Consider the following 19,811-nt stretch of genomic DNA (forward strand, 5'->3'; position numbering starts at 1 on the left):
CCTATTAACAAAAACTTTCATGAACGTTTTCAAACGCTATCTTTTTCTTTTTGTGTTTCTTTTTTCGTTGTTTCCCCTTAGGGCTGAAGAAGGAATGTGGGTACCTATACTTCTGGAGCAGACCCGTTACCAACGGATGCGGGAAATGGGACTTTCCCTGACCCCGGAAGATATTTACAGCATCAACCGGTCGAGTCTGAAAGATGCCATCGTGTTGTTTGGAGGCGGATGCACGGGTGTAGTGGTTTCGTCACAGGGTCTGGTAATGACCAATCATCATTGTGGCTACGGACAGATACAGGCACATAGTTCATTGGAGTATGATTACCTGACGGATGGTTTCTGGGCCTCTTCTTTTAAAGAGGAACTTCCTAATCCCGGCTTGAATGTTGCTTTTCTGGAAAAAATGGAAGATGTTACTTCACAGGTGCTTGCAAATGTAACGCCGGGGATGGGTGAGAAACAGCGCGGGGACAGTATCCGTGCCGGGATCAACAGGATGAAAAAGCAATTTACCCCGGAGGGGAGTTATCGTGTAGATATAAAACCCTTATACAAGGGCAACCAGTATTTCATGTATGTTTATAAGGTATTTAACGACGTGCGGATGGTAGGCGCTCCTCCTTCCTCTATCGGGAAGTTCGGAGGTGATACGGACAACTGGATCTGGCCGCGCCATACCGGTGATTTTGCGATCTTCCGGATCTATGCCGGCAAGGACAATCAACCGGCCGAATATTCGCCGGATAATGTCCCCTACCAGCCGAAAAAGCATGTACCTGTTTCCACTGCGGGGATCAGGCAGGGTGATTTTACTATGATCTACGGATATCCCGCATGGACCGATGAATACATCAGTTCCTATGAACTGGATCACCTCGTCCGTCAGGATTATCCTGCACGCGTGGCCATGCGGACGGAACGGCTGGAAATTATGGATGCATATATGCAGAAGGACAGGGGAGTACGTATCCAGTATGCCGCTAAATATGCTTCGGTCAGCAATGCCTGGAAAAAGTGGCAGGGGGTGATGCGTGGCATTGACCGGGCAGACGGATTGAACAAGAAAACGGCTGATGAAGACCTGTTTTTACAGAAAGTACGTTCCAACGCACAATGGACAAAGGATTACGGGGATCTTTTGGAAAAAATGGAGCAGGTGATCGGAAGTTCCGGCCCGTTCCGGCAGGTTTCGGCCTATTATTCGGAAGCTGTACTGGCTGTCGAGCTGGTGCAATTGATGAGAAAGCATGAGCCCTTATTTTTATCCATTATTTCCGGAAAAGAAGTGGATCCCAAAATAATGAATGTCCTTTTGATCGCTCTTGAAGGTTTTTATAAGGATTATTCACTTCCGGTGGACCGGGATATATTCGTGGCCATGATGAGGACCTATTTTGAGCTGGTGCCGGCGGATTTTCATTTCAAAGAAATGAATGAACGGATGAAAAAACACAAAGGCTCATTCGAACAATGGGCCGACGATATTTACCGGAAGTCTGTTTTCCGTTCATACGAAACCATCCGGGATGCATTGACACAGACCGGTAAAAAAAGGATAAACAGCTTGTCGCAGGATCCTTTCTGGGCTATTTACCGGACGGCGAAAGATATGATGCAAACTAAAGCGGAGAACCCGTATGTTCAGCCTTACGACAGTCTTTCCCGTGTGTTCATGAAGGCCCGGCTTGAACTGGACCGGGATAAAATATTCTATCCCGACGGCAACCATACCCTGCGTGTGGCTTACGGGAAAAAGGAAGGGTATACGCCTTCCGATGGGATCACTTATTTGCCGTATACCACATTGGACGGGGTCATGGAAAAAGACGATCCCGAAATATACGATTACAATGTTCCGCAGGCCCTGAAAACAGCATACCGGAAGAAAGATTTTGGCCCGTATGCGGAAAACGGCCGGATGCCTGTTTGTTTCATTGCCTCCAACCATACTTCCGGTGGGAATTCGGGAAGTCCGATATTCAATGGGAACGGAGCATTGATCGGCCTGAATTTCGACCGGAACTGGGAAGGTACCATGAGCGATTTCCTCTATGATCCTGCACAATGCCGCAATATTATCGTGGATGCAAGATACATCCTGTTTGTTACGGAAAAAGTATACGGTGCCAAACGGATTGTTGATGAAATGCAGTTGGTAAAATAAACCGGGAATTTTTCGTGATCATAGTTTGATTACTTTTAAAAAGTGGGAAGAAGATTAATAGTAATATTATTATCCGTCATATTATGTTCATGTTCACAAAGATTTTATAATCTTAATGGGTCAACGAAATATATATATTCAGATAATGATATATCCATACAAGTAGAGCTAGATGTATATTTACTTGAAAAAGAACAGAGTTCGCTGAGATGGAATAATCTTATCAGGTTTAAGATTACAAACAAGCCAGAAGATTCAAACATAATTATTGGTATAGTCAATTGTAAAATGGTAGGAAAGAAAACAGAAATAAAAGGTATCATTAATAACGCTGACCTGCCATTATACGTCCATGGGAAAAAAGCAGTAGAGTTTGTTATTCCTGTGACGTTTGAATACAACAAATCTATTGGTGCCAATCATCAGGTAATGATAGATATGTATGATCTGTTAATCAATGGTGAAAGGATAGATATTCGACCCATCGTTTTTACATATGCTAAGATTAAATGAGTGACTTTTTGGATGTTATAGTGGTGTAACGATGATTCTTTGGAAGGTTTCCCACATACCTGAAAAAGAAAAAATCCGCCTGGACGGATTTTATCATTCTCTTATGATCTTTCTCATGGTCGATTTCTGCATCAGGAAAAGTACTCATAAAAAGTACTGTCACGGTTTTTATCCAACCGGTATTGACGTATCCTTTACTATTATTAAAATAGCAAAACGTATGCCAAACCGGGGTATTTCAAATGTTAATTCCTATTTTCTTCATTAAAATGGAGGCATTCAGGCTGGTACATATGCCGGGATGCAGTTGGTAGTCGAATGACATATCTTCCCCGTTGATCTGCACATCGAAATGGGCATTACTGATGCGGTCGGGCATTTCGGTCTCCAGATCGCCCAAAGTAAGGTCATGGGTGGCAATGATGCCGGATACGTTTTGCCGGGCCAGCTGACGTACCAGGGCCATGGATCCTATTTGCCTGTCGCGTGAATTGGTGCCGCGGAGGACTTCATCCAGCAGGAAAAAGATACGTTGTCCGCCTTCCCTGGTGATATCGATGAGTTGCTTGAGCCGTTTCAGTTCGGCATAGAATGAAGAAGTCCGTTCCTCCAGATTATCGGCTATCCGCATATAGGTATACAGCTGACAATCGGTGATCACGAGCGAGTCCGCACAAACGGGGGCTCCGGCCAGCGCCAGTACCATGTTCACGCCGATGCTTCGCTGGAAGGTGCTTTTTCCGGACATGTTCGATCCTGTTACAACGGCGATCTTTCCTTCACCGTCCAGGGAAAAATCGTTGCATACCCGTTCTTTCTCCATGATCAAAGGATGGCCGATCCTTTTGGCCTGTATGATAAAATAGTCCTCACGGATTTCCGGAATGGCCCATGAGGGATGATTGAACCGGATATTGGCAAAGCTGGACAGCGCTTCCACTCTTGCGATGGCATCGAACCATCCTATGAGTTTTCCGCCTGATTCCGCGCGCCATTTTTCGAGCCATACCAGATGCTTGTAGTCGAAAAAGAACAACACATTGATGGGAACGAACATAGCATTTAACCGGTAGTCCAGCCTTTTGATCCGGTTTTGTAAGGTCCTGATCTGTTTTAATGCTCCGCTGTCCGTAAAACGTTTTTTGAGCGCAACGAGGTAGGGAGCGGTAAAATCCGTACCGGTAAACAGGGAGATCAACTCATAATAGGTGCTGATAAAAGCCACTTTGCGTGATACCTGCTGGTGCAGGTAATTGACTTTTCTGGCCACCATGGCGGTCATCATCAGGTGTATGCAAACCATCAGCCAGATGAAAACGGAAGGGACCCATCCCATGATGGTGGCAGCAATGATCGCAATAGTGATCCACGGAAGGACATACATAAGCGTCAATAACTTTCGGTTCCCCGATAAAACGGGTTCGCTTTCCAGCCATTGGAGAAATCCCGGAAGCTCTTTGCTGACATCTTTATATTTTAATCCTATGGATTGCATGCCCTGTCTCCGGTCGATCATTTCGCTCAGTTCTTTTACGGCAGCCTGCCTGTCCCTGATTTCGTTGATGGAAGCCGGGGCTTTCAGCCAGTCGGCCAGCATATGGCTGCCCGACGGACTGGTGGTCCGGTTGATGTACCGGAAAATCGAATAAGTACCGAAGATATCCAGGTCGGAGGTATAGTAGTGTTTGATGTCCGTGTATTGTTCCCCTGAAGGATAATAGGAATAATCACCATCAAGGCTGTTGAGTTCCTGCTGGTTGATGATCTTAAAACGTTCCATTTCCTTTTGCTGTTCTATTCCTGACAGATGGAGCTTCAGGCTGATCAGGAAGGTGATGAACAGCACACCCACTGTAACAATGCTTAGCCAGAACGAAATCGAATAGAAATAAATGCCCAGTGCGATCATAGAGATGACAAGCAGCAGGCGTAACCATGTAAAACGGTTGTTTTTCCTTTCATAAGCAGATTCTTTCCGGGTAAAATCCTGTACCCGTTCGCGGTAAAAAGATGATAAATCCATGGATGATCAATATTGATAAAAAAGTACTGCAAACATACAAAGGAAATGGTTATTTTTGCGGATCGAATTTAGAATACGAACATCATGCTGCAGACAAGTATTTCATTTTTAAAGGAATTGATTAAAAATAATCATAAAGAATGGTTTGATGCCCACCGTGAAGACTACGAAAAAGCCAGGACGGAATTCAACCGGTTCGTTGATTTGCTGATCGCGGAGATTTACCGCTTTGATCCGACCATAGGGCAGTTATCTGCGAAAGATTGTGTCTACCGGATCTATCGTGATGTCCGTTTTTCTCCGGATAAGACACCGTACAAAAATCATTTCGGCGCTTATATTGCCCGGGGTGGCAGGAAAAGCGTACTTTGCGGGTATTACCTCCACATTGAGCCGGCCAGCGCAGGATATTTGGACCATTCGATGTGGACAGGCGGGGTGTATGCTCCCGACCCAAACGTACTGAAAGCGGTGAGGACCGATATTTATGAAAATATTGATGAGTTCAAGGCCATCATTAACGATAAGGATTTTACATCTACCTTCACCTGGTTTGAAGGGGATAAATTACGTACGGCACCCAAAGGATTTCCCAAGGATTTCCCGGATATGGAGCTGCTCAAACAAAAGAATTATACATTTTATAAGCATATAGACGAATCGATGCTCAGGAGTGACCGGTTACTCGAAGAAAGCGTACAGGTATTCAAAAAAATACTCCCGTTCAACCAGTTCATGAACAGGGCCATACAATATCACCAGGAGCAGGAAGACTAGCTTCAGCTATAGTTCCTATTCCGTTAACTCAAAATTTAACGGAGTTCCGGCCGGGATATCTTTTGTCGCTTTTTTCCCGAGTATCGTATTATAGTATTTCGTGGCCAGACCCAAAGCCGGACGTATGGAGCGGACATTTTCGGCCGTAAAGGTCTCTCCGGCTTTCATATCTTTGACCACATACAACGAACGCTTAAAGACCAGGCTGTTTTTCTCTTTATCGGATAGTTCATAGTTTACTTTTCCAAGCGATACATAGGCGCGTTTGCTTTCCTCCACCAATGCTTTCAATTCGTGGGGTTCCAGCGAAAATGCGGCATCAACCCCTCCGTCGGCACGGCTTAATGTGAAATGCTTTTCAATGATCATTGCCCCTAAAGCAACGGCGGCAATGGATACGCCGATTCCCAAGGTATGGTCCGATAATCCTACCGGATAACCGTAGAGGTCACGCATATGGGGAATGGTCAACAAATGGGCATTGACAGGTGATGCCGGATACGAACTGGTACATTTCAGCAAAGTCACATTACTGCTTCCGTTTTTTTTCAGGACTTCAAGTGATTCCTGAATATCTTCTACGGTAGCGATTCCGGTGGACATGATGACCGGCTTTCCTGTTTTTGCCACTTTTTCCAGCAGAACATGGTCGGTATTTTCAAACGAAGCGATTTTATAGCAGGGAACATCCAGTTCTTCAAGAAAATCGACGGCGGTGGTATCAAAGGGACTACTGAAAATAATCATTCCCAATTCCCGGGCATAATCGAATAAAGGCTTGTGCCATTCCCATGGAGTATGCGCTTCCTGGTACAACTCATATAGATCTTTTCCGTACCATAACGAATCTTTATCTGTAATGGTATAGGCTCCTTTTAATGTGATGGTGTCTGCAGTATAGGTCTGTAGCTTAACGGCATGGGCACCTGCTTCGGCAGCTGCTTTAATGATGGCTTTGGCCCTTTCGATCGACTGGTTATGATTGCCTGATAACTCAGCTATGATAAAAGGACTGTCTCCTATGGCAAAGTTTGATATTTTCATTTGATGTATTTTATAAAATCGGTATGGCCTGAATGATCCGTTTTCATGAAATTTAAACGTTCGAATATCCTGATGGACCCTATGTTGGTTCTCTTAACAATTGCATCAACGGTTATGTTGTCTTCCAGGCGGCCTAACTTTTCTAATCCTAGTTTAACAATCGATAAGCCCCAACCACTGTTTCGATATCGTTTATCAATAAAATAACTGATGGTGGCATATTTACTCTCCCGGTCAATATCAAAGCGGATATGCCCCAAGGGTATACCTTTCCTCTCAAGTACCCACAGGTAGGTGTTATGGGATATTAATTTGTCATTGAACCATTTACAATGGTCTTTATATGGGATGTCATCGGATGATAAGAAAGCATTCTTCCTGGCTTCCGGGTCATTGGCCCATTGATAATATAAATCGATATCATCCATTATAGCTGCTCTCAGGTGCGTCTCTCTTTCTCTTCTGAGAGAATGAAAAATTGATAGGATCCGGGACTTTGACTGTCCGTCAAAAAATGTTCTCTGTGAGCGTAAGCTGTCCGATATAGCCGTTTTATCTGTAATAAACAGATCCCTGACATCAAATGCAATTTTATTTTCCAGAAAAAAGCGGTACATGTCGCACTGGTTGTCTGCAATTACGTTTACATATAATTCACCGCCGGATAAAGACAGATATTCATAAGATACTGTACTGGGAGGACAAATGGCGTATTGACAATCGAGCATGATATCAGCCATCTCTTTTGCAGATAGATTTTTTTTTACTTCCAGATTTAACCCTGAATGACGACAAAAACCCTCTAATTCAGATTGGTAAAGAAAAGCGTCTCCGACAATTACGTAACAAAGTCCGGGAATTTTTTTTTCTTCAAGTAACCGTAGTACTTTAAGTGTATCATTTTTTGGATCGGCCCCTCCCATTGAAACCAGCATGGATTTACCTTTTTTTCCTTTATATGATAAAAATTCAGGGCGGAGAAGTACGTAGTCCGGTCCGGTATATAAAAATGTATAAAGTGCGGTGGAATAAAGTTTCCTGTCGATACCGCCTGCATGGTTTATTACCACATCCGCTACAAAATGTTCATGATGTATATCGTCGATGCAAACCAACTTACACCCTTTTTCTTTAATAGAACTTTGATATTCCGATGAGAAAAAGTAATTATCCAGTACAACTATTTCATCTCCGGATAAAATAGATAGGAAAACCTCAAAATGCTCTTCCGACTGGGGTAGTTTTATGATATCGATACCGGCTTTATTCGCTTCCGCTTGAATGTAACCGGTTAAATACCGGGTTGCCAATATGCAGTTAAAATCCTGCTTGAGCATATCAGCCAAAGCCAGACAACGGATGGTATGTCCCAATCCGATGTTGGAATTACCATCGGCACGTATGATGACTTTAGTTTTCATGCTTTTCTACTGATGGAAACATTTTTAACTATTTGGTCCAAAGATATTCCAGTGGCTCAATATCTTTCATAAGTGATACAATAACTTATATTTCAGTTCAGCTAATTTCCAATCGGTTATATTGTCTATATCTTGTCCTTCAGTTTCGTCGATAAAAATGCCTCCGGAATTATTTCCAAATAATTTTTTTTCCTTCAAAAATGTGTTGACTTGAAAAAAGTAAAACTGGCCGGCATCGTGGAAGGATTCGGGAAGATCCTGTGACCGGCGATTGATGTGTTCAGGCCAGTTCATGACTAAACGCCCGTCTTCTATTTTCAGGGAACGCCAAATAGGATATGTGTATTTCATTACAGGATATACCACATCGAATTTTTTCCGGATCATTTCATCAAAAGCCTGATGCAATCTTTCTTTCGTAGTAAAAACTGCAGTTGGGTATAAACAACAGGCATAAGTAAAAAACTTATTCCGTTGCGAGTACGACGAGAAAACATCCAGTAAGGCATCTACAGTAGTTGCATGATCATCTGCTGTTGAGGGATCACGTAAAAAAGGAATTGATGCGCCGTATTTTTCACTTACCATCGCTATCTCTTCATCATCGGTGGAAACCATTATCTCGTCAAACAATCCTGATGCTAAAGCTGATTCAATGGAATATGCGATGATAGGTTTGCCCAAAAAAGGGCGGATGTTTTTTTTAGGGATCCGCTTACTTCCTCCACGGGCAGTAATGATAGCTACCTTTTTCTCCATTACCTGGCAAATTCTATTACCGAGTCAATGACAAACCGGACCTCTTCATCGGTGAGTGTCGGATACATCGGAATGCTGAGGCATTGCTCATAAAAAGCCTCTGCATGGGGCATACTGCCGGTTTTGTAACCCAGATCCTGATAATAGGGTAATGTATGTACCGGAATATAATGTACCTGGGAATTAATCCCTTTTTCCCTTAACCGGTCATACAACTCTTTCCGGTTGTTTACCTTGATGACATATAAATGATAAGCATGATTGACATCCGGTCCCGGTTTGATGGTCTGTATCCGGCCTTCAAATGCTTTATCATATAAGGCTGCAATTTCCTGCCTGCGAAGCACACCTTCCCGTGCACGTTTTAATTGAGATATACCTAATGAAGCATTGATATCTGTCATCCGGTAATTATATCCAAGCATTTGCATCTCATAGTACCATCCGCCATCATTTTTTCTCATTAAATCAGGCTGTTTGGTGACACCATGTGTGCGGATCATGATGAGTTTCTGATACAGATCTTTATCATTGGTGGTGATCATCCCTCCTTCTCCCGTTGTAATGTGCTTTACCGGATGAAAGGAAAAAATAGATAATTCGGCATATATTCCGTTCCCGCAATATTGTTTTTTCCCCGAAGAGTCGATGAAATAACCTCCCGGGGCATGGCAGGCATCTTCAATGATCCATAGTCCGTATTGGTCGGCCAGTTTACGTAGTTCTTCCATATTTAAAGGATAGCCTGTAAAGTCAACGGGAATAATTCCCTGATATGTCCCTTTTGGAGAAGATTCGAGGATTTTTCTGATGGATTCGATAGATATTAATCCTGTATCAGGATTAATATCGGCAAAAGTCACCTGACCATTGCAATACCTGACACAGTTGGCCGATGCTGAAAAAGTCATCGGTGTGGTGATCACATGTGACGAGTCATTGACATTTAAAGCGATGCAACTTAAGTGCAAAGCAGCAGTTCCATTGGACACGGCTACAGCATATTTTACCCCGATATATTCGGCAAATCGCTTTTCGAATTCTTCGACAACAGGTCCCTGGGTCAGGAAATCGGAAGTTAATGTCTTTGCTACAGCTTGGATATCTTCCGGTGTAATATTGTGCCGGCCGTAAGGAATGATTTTGTGTTTCATGATAATTGAAAATCTGGGTCCACATGTTCTTTGATTAACCGCCTTAAAGAGTCAACGGTTTCCCATTCGGTGTTGTCTCCGGAATTATACGAAAATCCATGTTTAACAGGTTTTGCGTTAAAGGCTTTAGTGAAGTCCTCTAATTTCCAGGTGGGAATTGCCGGTATGATGGTATAATATTTTCCCAGGTCATAGGTATAGAATGAATCTGAGGAAGAGATCATTTCTTCGTGTATTTTCTCACCGGGCCGAAGACCTACGATTTCCTGCTTGCATGAAGGACCAATGGCTGTTGCCAGATCAGTAATGCGGTATGAAGGAATTTTGGGTACCAATATCTCTCCTCCCCATGTATGTTCGAGAGCATGCATGACCATATCTACTCCTCCCTGTAAGGAAATATTGAATCTGGTCATATTGGGATCGGTAATAGGAAGAATTCCGTCCTTACACCGTGACAGGAAAAAAGGAATAACAGAACCGTTGGATCCCATCACATTACCATAGCGGACCACGGAAAAGCGAATCTGACGAGTTCCCTTTATACTATTGGCAGCGACAAATAATTTGTCGGATGTTAGTTTGGTAGCGCCATACAGGTTGATCGGCGCACATGCTTTATCGGTAGAAAGTGCAACAACCCTCTGTACATTCGTTTCCAGACAGGCTTCCACTACATTTTGCGCTCCGTTTACATTTGTCTTGATACATTCATCCGGGTTATATTCAGCAATATGTACATGCTTCATGGCAGCGGCATGAATAACATAATCAATCCCGTTCAGGGCACGTACCACCCTGCTTTTATCCCTAACATCCCCAATAAAGAAACGGATCTGGGGATATCGGGACGAAGGATATTTTTGCGCCATTTGAAATTGCTTTTGTTCATCCCTGGAAAAAATAACCAATCTTTTTACCTCAGGATAATTTGTCAGAATATGTTGAGTCAGTGCCTGTCCCAGAGATCCTGATCCCCCTGTTATCAATACTGTTTTACCGTTTAACATCAAACCATTTTTTAAGCACTTAGTGCTATTTATTATATTTCTTATGTCGTAATAATGGAACCTATTACATTCATAAAATGCATCATTAAATTATTTGCATTACTTAATAGTATCCTTACCAATCACAAAGTTAATAATATTAAAGATAGATTGCTCAGGATGAATTACAAATTACGGATTACGAATGAGAAAAGATGGAAAAAGTAAATGAAAAATATTCCATAAATAACTGGTTGAACCCATTTTATAAGCTTTTTAGCTTTATGAACTTTCTAACTTCTTCAAAAGAAAAAGACGTTTTTGTCGCGGAACCGTAATGAAAAGTGTCATAATGCTGTATCTTGTTAAATGATGGAATAAATTCCTTGATTGATTGGTCGTTTAAATGTATATTTGTCAAAACAGAATTCTAATCCGGATTAAATGATTAACACATCATGCTTAATCAAACATTTCTTGAAAAGATTTGTTATATGTTATAAGGTTGAAGCTGGCGGAACCGAAAAGCCTTAACAGAGTAGGAAAATCTAATTCAGGATTTTATGAAAAATATTGCTAAAGTAAGTTTATTGGTAGTGACTTTATTGATCGGCTCAAATTCTTTCGCACAGGATTTTAAATTCGGCTTCAAATTCGGGCCTAATTTTTCGAACCTAAAAGGTGACAATACAGGTGATCTTAATGCAAAAGTCGGTTTTCAGGCTGGGGCAACCGTTGATTACAACGTTAAAAATAACTGGTTTTGCCTTTCGGGGCTTGAGTACACTATAAAAGGAGCAAAAGATGGTGATTTTAAAGCGAATCCTATGTATATCCAGATGCCGGTGCATGCTGCGTATAAATTTCAGAAAAAGGATGGTTACATCAGGCTAGTTCCCAGGGCCGGTCTTCATTTGGGTGTCGGTGTTGGGGGTAAGCTCAAGAACGGAGTCGAAACGGATTTTTTTGACGATAATGCCTATAAAAGATTTGATTTTGGTTTCGGAGTCGGTTTTGATTTTGAAATCAAGAACTGTGTCGCTTCCATCGGATACGACCGGAGTCTGGTCAATATTTCAGATGTTAGTGGTGTGAAACAATACAACAGTAATTGTTATCTAACAATCGGGTATAAGTTTAAGTACTATTGATATCATTTTTAGGTGTAAAGTAATTATTATCCACATTCCGGAATCCCGGAATGTGGATTTTTCATTTTGGAAATATTCGATTCCCGAAGGTTGGTATTATACACATGTGTTCAATGGCTGAACCATTAAAAACAACCATTTTGTAAAAGCTTGAAAATAAGAAATTTCAAACAATTAATGTTATCTTTAATAAACGTAATTAATTTGATCAATGTAACTTAAGAAAATAATAAATAGCACTGAGTGCTTAATGTCATTTTTAATGTACATTTGTTTTTTACATAAAAGCAAGCTTTAAGATGTTTTATAACGGGAATAAAGGTACATTAAAATATTTACTTCTGTTTGGTTTACTTTTGTGTCTGTCCTGTAAAAACATTAACCGGCAGGAAGAGAAAAAAGTGAAGGATCTGGAAATAAATACGGAGGAAACCGACAAGGAAGAAGCAGGTCCGTTTGTTATCAGGAAAATTTCCGATGTGCAGTATGTTACACCGGAAAACGACACCCTTCTTTTCCGGAAACCTTTTTTCCAGGCATTCGAAGGGATGGTGGAAGGGAAAAATGTACAGGCATACCTGCGTTACTCTAATCCGGTAAGTGACCTGTCTTATTATTTGTCAGGAATGATGTACGTTGAAGGAGGAGATGGATTCATCTATTTTGGTTTTTCAAAAATAGATGATGAAACCTGGGAAAATGATTACAATGAAGGAAGCGAATATATCTTTGCCTATGAAGAGCCGGATATCCTTAAAGTGATCAAATCCAGCGGCGAGGAATACCTGTTGAAAACAAGCGCTGTCAGGTATGAGGCATACGACCGGTTGTCCTATTCCATGGAGTATTGCCGTTCAGAAAACGATACCGCATATATTGCGCTTTGGGAATATGATTACCTGGCTTATCCCACGCAATACCCTGAAAAATACAAGGCATTTTTCAATACCCTTCCTTTTTCCAGAATAGATGCGTCTTACCAACTATCCGGTCTAAAAGATTGGAGACATTATATAAAACAGGAGATCAGGAAAAGCGAAGAAGATTGTTTCAGTATGAACGACCAGACATACTATTATCCCTGTTATCTGGATGAAAATATATATGTTGTCATAGAATTAGGACATTCCTATATGGGAGGTGCCCATGGAATGTACGGTACTACCTATCACAATTTCGATGTGAAAACCGGGAAACTGTTATCTGTAGAAGATATCGTCCGTGTGGACGATCACGGGTTCATCAAATATTTTATCGGACGGTTGAAAGAAAAATACCTTTCCGAGGATGGTGATCCTCCGTTTTTGTATGAACCTGAAACAGTGGCAGACCAATTCTTTTTACTTCCTACGGGAATCACCTTTACCTATTTTCCTTATGAATTAATGGGATATGCTTTAGGGGAACCCAGCCTTTTCTTATCTTATGAAGAATTGGAACCTTATCTGGTGAAAAGAAATAATTAAAAATCCTCAGAAAGGTCTCAAAGAAGATGATATATGAGCATTTTCATTATGTTCATTTTGTATGGAAGAAACATTCATGATTTTTGGTGGTATAATTAGGAAATTTAAGCTTACCGTATCTCCCGGTCTTATTTTTCTTATCTAGGATAAAAAGGTTTTTCATTACAATTAATTACATCTAAAATGATAAAACTACAGATTTTTATTTTGATAGGTATAACACTTATTATGAGCTGTTCACCTAAAGATAATAAACAATTGAACGTATCTGATATGGATACTATTTTTTTAACTGAGCCTAATAGCGGATTTATGTTTCCCTTATCAGGCTTTACGTATAAAGCCATTGATATACGATATGTTGCCAATCGTTACAGATTTACTAAATCTATTTTTTACTCAAAAGATGGTAAAAAAGAAAGTAAGAACTCATTTGAACTGATCGCTTTTTCTGATGACCGAGCTCCAGCATTAGACAAGTTAATAACATCTCTTACCGCGGCAAAATCATGGAATTATTATATTAATGATCAATTCTTAATCTGGTACTCTCGTGTTCTTGTTTCTGTATTATTACCTGATGCAATTGAAAAAGTAGAATATATAGAAACAGATCCAAATCCGGTTGGCTCGGTTTACATTTATAATACTCCGACTATAGAACAAAAAGAGGATACAGTTGGTGCAGTTCATATATATACACGAGATATATTTCGAAGAACTACCCATGAAAAGTCAACACTTTACTTATTGAATGATATTGTGATTACCAAAAAAATATTTGATGCCATTAATCCTATATACATCCGTTCATTACGACGTGTTACCGGTAAAACAGAATTGTTAGAATATGGGAATAAAAATTTAGAAGAAGTAGTGGTCATATCGACTTTTGAACATAAGGAAATCATTGCTCCCGACATGATATTGGCTGATGATAGTGGATTTTCTGTTTTGTTGGTAGATGGAATAGAACTATCTCCTCTTATGGACTTAGCACTCAATAGGTATTTTTTTAAGGAAATACAAAAAATTTCTTTAGAGGATGATACATCCAGTCCTTTTAAGCAAAAATATCCTGAGAAAAAAATAATTACTATGATAACTCTTGAATAAATAATTATCAATAAAAATAATTCCCAGGGATTGAAGAAATGGGACAAATGCTCTATGTTGGAAAAGGAGTTTATACCTTATAATACCAATAATGGATTAACAATTTGTTCCTAAATATTATATTAACAGGATTTTAATAAAGTATATGACCGTCCATAAAGGATTATTATTAAAATGCAAATCCAGCATTCTGATCAACTTATAGTTGAACCGTTATTTGGGGCTTTTCGGATAACCCCGTTGATAATAGACAAATTTTTTTCACATTAATGAAACTTTATTGATCTTCTTTCGTAAACAACAGTGATACTTACATATACAATGAATATTGTATTTATGGATTTTAAAATGGAACTTTATCTACTTGTTTATCAAATATTTAAATAAAAAACACTAAAACACACAGAATCAATATACTATAATAACGCTAAAAGAATATGAAACCTAATGATTGTTGTCAACAGACGGATATATCCATGTTGAATATTGATAATTCTAAAAGTGGGAATATACCGGACAACCCAAAATATGAAGAATTAAGTAAAATACAGGTTCGAAAAATACAGGACAGGATCGAAAAAGGAAGATATTTATTATTTGTAGGAAGCATTTTGATCATTGTTATATCATGTATCTTTTTTCTGGTTCCTATCAGCTTATTACCATCAGGAGAAACTTTTTTATTGCAGGATATAGATCCGGCACAAACAATTTCCGAATCCATCGGGTCTGTGCCTACTATGGTTTTTTTAATGCTATCTGGAGGATTATTCCCTATTGCTATCCTGAGACATATGCGAATTTTCAAACTTAAAAAAGACCTGGTTGAAAAAAAATCCATCATATTCGATGCCAAGGTTAACCATATTCGTGAAAGGAAAGGCTACGAAGAAAAAAAATGTAATGTATACCTGGACAAAAACTGCGTTAAACTTAAAAAACTGAGCTACCCGGTTGGTGAGTTTACCAATGTGAAAGAAGGCGATCTTGTTACAATTACATTGACCAGTAATGCACAGTTTATCCTTTCTGCAAGAAAAGCCCGTAAAAAAAGATATGAACAAATGTCCTCAGAAGAAAATGATCAACAACAGGTAAGCCCTGACACTCTTTTGAGCAGACAAATAGTACAATGAGATTTTATAAGGTCACTCCTGTTTTGAATATGGCTATTTCACGGTAACCTTTCTTTTCGTTGTTTACCGGTTCTCCACTTGCTATACGAACGATATAGCTGATGAAACGCTCGTTTACTTCTGCAATGGTTTCGTTTTCGACAATGCTGCCTGCATTAAAGTCGATCCATCCCGGTTTCTTCTCATAAAGCGGTGTATTCGTTGAAATCTTCAAGGTAGGAACATAGGTTCCGAATGGCGTTCCGCGTCCTGTAGTAAACAATACCATATGACATCCGCTGGAAGCCAGGGCTGTAGCTGCTACCAGATCATTCCCCGGTGCGCTGAGTAAATTCAACCCTTTTGTCTTGATTCGTTCACCATAAGGTAATACATCTTTTACCCATGACTTGCCACATTTTTGGGTACAACCCAGCGATTTCTCTTCTAACGTGGAAATACCCCCTGCTTTATTTCCCGGAGAGGGATTTTCATACACAGGCTGGTTGTTTTTCATAAAGTAATCTTTGAAATCATTGATCAGAAATACGGTTTTATCAAAGATATCTTTATTGATGCAGCGGTTCATCAAAATCGTTTCTGCGCCGAACATTTCAGGCACTTCTGTTAACACAGTACTTCCACCTTGCGCAATAAGGAAATCCGAGAAAACACCTAATAACGGGTTAGCGGTAATTCCTGAAAATCCATCGGAGCCGCCGCATTTTAACCCGATTTTTAATTCGGAAACAGGAATATCTTCACGAACATCCTGTGATGCTACGTCATATATTTCCCGGAGAAGTTGCATGCCTGTTTCATATTCATCTTCCACTTTTTGTGTTTCCATGAATTTCACCCGCGATTCGTCAATGTCACCTAATAATTCACGGAATGCATCGATCTGGTTGTTCTCGCAACCTAACCCGACGACCAATACTCCTCCTGAATTCGGGTGAAATACCATGTCGCGAAGTATTTTACGCGTATTTTCATGGTCATCACCCAATTGAGAACAACCATAATTATGCGGGTAAGCGACGATGGCATCAATATTTTTCAATACTGTTTCCTGCCGGAGTTCCTCTGCCAACCGGTTTACCGTACCATTGACGCAGCCAACGGTCGGAATGATCCAGATCTCATTACGGACGCCAACTTCTCCGTTTGCACGTTTATACCCTTTGAATGTTAAATGACGGTTGGGTATTTCTATGTCTGTATTGTGAGGTGTATACCTGTAATCAAGCAAACCATCAAGGTTGGTTTTGATGTTTTTCTCGTTGACCCAATCGCCTTGTCTGATGTCCTTACAGGCATGTCCGATCGGATAACCGTATTTGATGACGTTTTCTTCCGCTGCAATATCTGTCAAAGCAAATTTATGTCCCATCGGAATATCCATATTTAACACAATACTCATATGATCGATGGTCACCTTTTCGCCCTTGTGTAAATCAATAATGGCTACGACTACATTATCTGCCGGATTTATTTTCAGGTATTTCATTTTTCAGGCTTGCAATATCATTTTCACAGTCTCCGACATTCCTTTTTCCCGGATGGACAATAAATATTCCTTTAATTTTCCGGTGAAGCCCGGAATGTTGTTCAGATCTTCTCCCCAGATAAATTCGGCGCCCAATACGCCTTGGGCCACTTTTGAAATATCGTTCGATTTCCAGAGACTGGTCAGTAAATCAAGGATCGCCTTGTCATCGTTTGGATTGATCTCGTCATTACCCCGTTTCCCACCTTTGTAGTAGGTAATAATCCCCGCCAGTCCTAAAACTAATCCTGAAGGAAGTTCGCCTTTACGATCCCGGTAGATCTTTAATCCCGGTAGATCCCGGGTTTTAAACTTTGGAAACGAGTTCAGCATGATGCTGGTTACAAAATGCTTAACAAACGGATTACGGAACCTGTCGAGTACATCTTCGGCAAATTGCTCTAATTCGGTTTTTGGCAGGTCCAGCGTTGTCATCAATTCATCAAACATCACTTTCCGGACATATTTTCCGGTTACTTCGTCTTCTACGCATTCTCGGACCGTATTTAACCCTGACAGATAACCCACAGGAGACAACACAGTATGCGGACCATTCAGAAGAGTCACTTTCCGATCATGATAGGGTTTTTCACTGGGGACGAACAATACGTTCAATCCTGCTTTTGAAGCAGGGAATTCTTTCTCAACAGATTCGGGAGCTTCAATCACCCATAAGTGGAATATCTCGGCTTTTACCACCAGTTTGTCTTCGATCTGTATCTTATCCGTAATTTCTTTGATGGTATCTTTCGGATATCCCGGGACGATCCGGTCAACCAGAGTGCTATACACACCACAGGATTCATCAAACCATTGTTTAAAATCTTCACCAAGTTGCCACCATTCAATGTACTGATGGATGCATTTTTTTAGTTCTGTTCCGTTGTGAAAAATCAGTTCGCAGGGAAAAATGATCCAACCTTTATCCATAGCGCCATTAAATGCCTTGAAACGATGGTAAAGCAGTTGGGTTAATTTTCCCGGATATGAGTTGGCCGGTTGATCATCTGATCTACAGGTCGGATCAAAAGTTATTCCGGCTTCGGTCGTATTGGAAATCACAAAACGTATTTCAGGGTTTTCAGCCAGCTTCATGTATTCATCAAATTGCGCGTATGGATTCAATCCACGTGTTACCACATCGATCATCTCAATACTGTCAATTGCTTTTCCCCTGTCGATTCCCTGTAGATTTACATGATACAACCCATCCTGTTCGTTCAGGGTGCGGACCATTCCATCCGGAAGAGGCTGTACTACTACAACTCCTGTATTAAAATCTACCTTATGGTTCATATGATACACCATCCAATCCACAAATGCACGTAAAAAGTTACCTTCACCAAACTGGATGATCCGCTCCGGATAAAGTTTTGCCTTTTTCGCTGTTTTTCTATTGAGTTTTTCCATTTGTCCGGTCTTTTATTCAAATATATTGGGTTTAAATTTTGTTGAATTCTGAAAGTTCGAAGATATCTATTTATTATACGAATCAAGAGTTAAAAGTGAAATAAATGAAAGCGGCTGCTATCTTATCAAAACACGTGTACATATAATCCATTTGAAAACCTTACTTCCCGGGCATTTTGAATTCGGGTTTTTTCTTATAAAAAGCTTCATCAAATTTTTCGTTTTTATTTGGTTCACAAGAGATGTTTATTTGATATTCTTTGTTGTTTTATCCGTTTTAACCGGACCGGATTTGTATGTATGGATATCGAATGATTCGGATGTACATTTGGCGGTCCATATTAACACCTGTACCCATAGTTTTTTCCGATATCATTTGATGATACTATCAGATAATTTAAATTTTATAAAACATTGATCACAGATGTTTTAAGCACTATGTGCTATTTATTGTTTTCTTAAGTCGCATTGATCAAGTTGGTTGCGATTATTAAATATGACATTAATTTATTGGTATTACTTGATATTGTAAAACAAGCAGAATTTATTATCGCATATTTTTGTACATGCTGTACAAATTAAGATTAAAATCCCATCATTGAATATCACAATTATCCCAAAAACCTGTAATTTTATCCCAATATCACAAGTAATTCTTAATCAGAAAGTTTTGTGTTTGATTGTCACGGAATGAGATTTATTTTATCATCAGTTACAGTTGAAGTCCTGATCGTAATCATCAGGGATGAATGACTATATCAATCTTTGGGATAACACTTTAAAGCACTCAGACAATCGATTTAACCTTAAGTTAAATGATTGATATGATGGCAATAAAGGAAACCAGGAAGAAAGATACTCTTCTGCAAAAGAATGTATATCTCTGACTTCAGAATATTACTGACAATGACCTGCAAACAAGTAGATTGTCATTATTTCCTGGTCAATAAAAGATGAGGCATTGTTGTTACTATACCTCTGACAGTAATACTTCAACCCGGAATTGTATAAATCGCAGATAAGTAATTGTTCAAAATAATATCATACATATATGGAATCATTTTTTAACCTTCTTTTTCTTGATAAAAAGAAGCAAAAATCAAGGCTTGCCTCCTCAGCGACCAGCCACTACACGCTACGGGACGCCGGAAGAACTC

Annotated in this window: 16 protein-coding genes; 7 read left to right on the forward strand and 9 right to left on the reverse strand. The window is 40.0% G+C overall.

The genetic code is table 11. The annotated features are described in order from the left end of the window. Positions 1-19 precede the first annotated feature (19 nt). Positions 20-2,167 carry a S46 family peptidase gene (locus LBQ60_10580; protein MDR2038355.1) on the forward strand — a complete coding sequence of 716 codons (2,148 nt, stop codon included), beginning with the start codon at positions 20-22 and terminating at the stop codon, positions 2,165-2,167. Between the two features lie 288 nt (positions 2,168-2,455). Next, positions 2,456-2,680 (forward strand): hypothetical protein, encoded by a 225-nt coding sequence (locus LBQ60_10585; protein MDR2038356.1) that lies wholly within the window; start codon positions 2,456-2,458, stop codon positions 2,678-2,680. Here the strand turns inward: LBQ60_10585 and LBQ60_10590 are convergent. Both LBQ60_10590 and LBQ60_10595 read right to left on the reverse strand, forming a co-directional pair. Continuing rightward, positions 2,673-2,843: a hypothetical protein gene (locus LBQ60_10590; protein ID MDR2038357.1), complete on the reverse strand. Its 171-nt coding sequence runs from the start codon at positions 2,841-2,843 to the stop codon at positions 2,673-2,675. The two genes, LBQ60_10585 and LBQ60_10590, sit on opposite strands and share 8 nt — an antisense overlap. Before the next feature lie 75 nt (positions 2,844-2,918). After that, positions 2,919-4,703 (reverse strand): hypothetical protein, encoded by a 1,785-nt coding sequence (locus tag LBQ60_10595; GenBank protein ID MDR2038358.1) that lies wholly within the window; start codon positions 4,701-4,703, stop codon positions 2,919-2,921. A gap of 84 nt (positions 4,704-4,787) precedes the next feature. On the opposite strand from LBQ60_10595, the gene LBQ60_10600 reads away from it, so the two are divergent. After that, positions 4,788-5,480, forward strand: coding sequence for a DUF2461 domain-containing protein (locus LBQ60_10600; GenBank protein MDR2038359.1), 693 nt, complete (start codon positions 4,788-4,790; stop codon positions 5,478-5,480). Positions 5,481-5,495: 15 nt separating this feature from the next. Here LBQ60_10600 and pseI read toward each other — a convergent pair whose 3' ends face one another. The 5 genes from pseI to pseB all read right to left on the reverse strand — a co-directional run bounded on the left by pseI (position 5,496) and on the right by pseB (position 10,868). After that, the gene (gene pseI / locus LBQ60_10605; protein MDR2038360.1) at positions 5,496-6,524 is read right to left on the reverse strand and encodes a pseudaminic acid synthase; all 1,029 of its coding nucleotides are present in this window, start codon (positions 6,522-6,524) and stop codon (positions 5,496-5,498) included. Further along, complete coding sequence (pseG, locus tag LBQ60_10610; GenBank protein ID MDR2038361.1) at positions 6,521-7,945, reverse strand: UDP-2,4-diacetamido-2,4,6-trideoxy-beta-L-altropyranose hydrolase; 1,425 nt, start codon at positions 7,943-7,945, stop codon at positions 6,521-6,523. Before pseG ends, pseI begins: the two co-directional genes overlap by 4 nt. A gap of 66 nt (positions 7,946-8,011) precedes the next feature. Beyond that, complete coding sequence (gene pseF, locus LBQ60_10615) at positions 8,012-8,704, reverse strand: pseudaminic acid cytidylyltransferase (GenBank protein MDR2038362.1); 693 nt, start codon at positions 8,702-8,704, stop codon at positions 8,012-8,014. After that, positions 8,704-9,858, reverse strand: coding sequence for a UDP-4-amino-4,6-dideoxy-N-acetyl-beta-L-altrosamine transaminase (gene pseC / locus LBQ60_10620; protein MDR2038363.1), 1,155 nt, complete (start codon positions 9,856-9,858; stop codon positions 8,704-8,706). The genes pseF and pseC overlap by 1 nt, the downstream gene beginning before the upstream one ends. After that, positions 9,855-10,868 (reverse strand): UDP-N-acetylglucosamine 4,6-dehydratase (inverting), encoded by a 1,014-nt coding sequence (pseB, locus tag LBQ60_10625; protein ID MDR2038364.1) that lies wholly within the window; start codon positions 10,866-10,868, stop codon positions 9,855-9,857. The genes pseC and pseB overlap by 4 nt, the downstream gene beginning before the upstream one ends. Positions 10,869-11,410: 542 nt before the next feature. Here pseB and LBQ60_10630 point away from each other — a divergent pair. The 4 genes from LBQ60_10630 (at position 11,411) to LBQ60_10645 (ending at position 15,716) form a co-directional block, all read left to right on the forward strand. Continuing rightward, positions 11,411-11,998 (forward strand): PorT family protein, encoded by a 588-nt coding sequence (locus LBQ60_10630; protein MDR2038365.1) that lies wholly within the window; start codon positions 11,411-11,413, stop codon positions 11,996-11,998. Between the two features lie 299 nt (positions 11,999-12,297). After that, positions 12,298-13,464: a hypothetical protein gene (locus tag LBQ60_10635; protein ID MDR2038366.1), complete on the forward strand. Its 1,167-nt coding sequence runs from the start codon at positions 12,298-12,300 to the stop codon at positions 13,462-13,464. 183 nt (positions 13,465-13,647) lie between these two features. Further along, positions 13,648-14,580, forward strand: coding sequence for a hypothetical protein (locus tag LBQ60_10640; GenBank protein ID MDR2038367.1), 933 nt, complete (start codon positions 13,648-13,650; stop codon positions 14,578-14,580). Positions 14,581-15,017: 437 nt separating this feature from the next. Beyond that, positions 15,018-15,716 carry a hypothetical protein gene (locus LBQ60_10645; protein ID MDR2038368.1) on the forward strand — a complete coding sequence of 233 codons (699 nt, stop codon included), beginning with the start codon at positions 15,018-15,020 and terminating at the stop codon, positions 15,714-15,716. Positions 15,717-15,720: 4 nt separating this feature from the next. Here the strand turns inward: LBQ60_10645 and LBQ60_10650 are convergent, their stop codons facing one another. Continuing rightward, complete coding sequence (locus LBQ60_10650) at positions 15,721-17,205, reverse strand: altronate dehydratase family protein (protein MDR2038369.1); 1,485 nt, start codon at positions 17,203-17,205, stop codon at positions 15,721-15,723. A 3-nt stretch (positions 17,206-17,208) separates the two neighbouring features. Beyond that, entirely contained in the window at positions 17,209-18,654 is a 1,446-nt protein-coding gene (locus tag LBQ60_10655) for a tagaturonate reductase (GenBank protein MDR2038370.1), read from the reverse strand. Between the last annotated feature and the right edge of the window lie 1,157 nt (positions 18,655-19,811).

This window comes from Bacteroidales bacterium, from assembly GCA_031275285.1.
Lineage (GTDB): Bacteria > Bacteroidota > Bacteroidia > Bacteroidales > UBA4181 > JAIRLS01.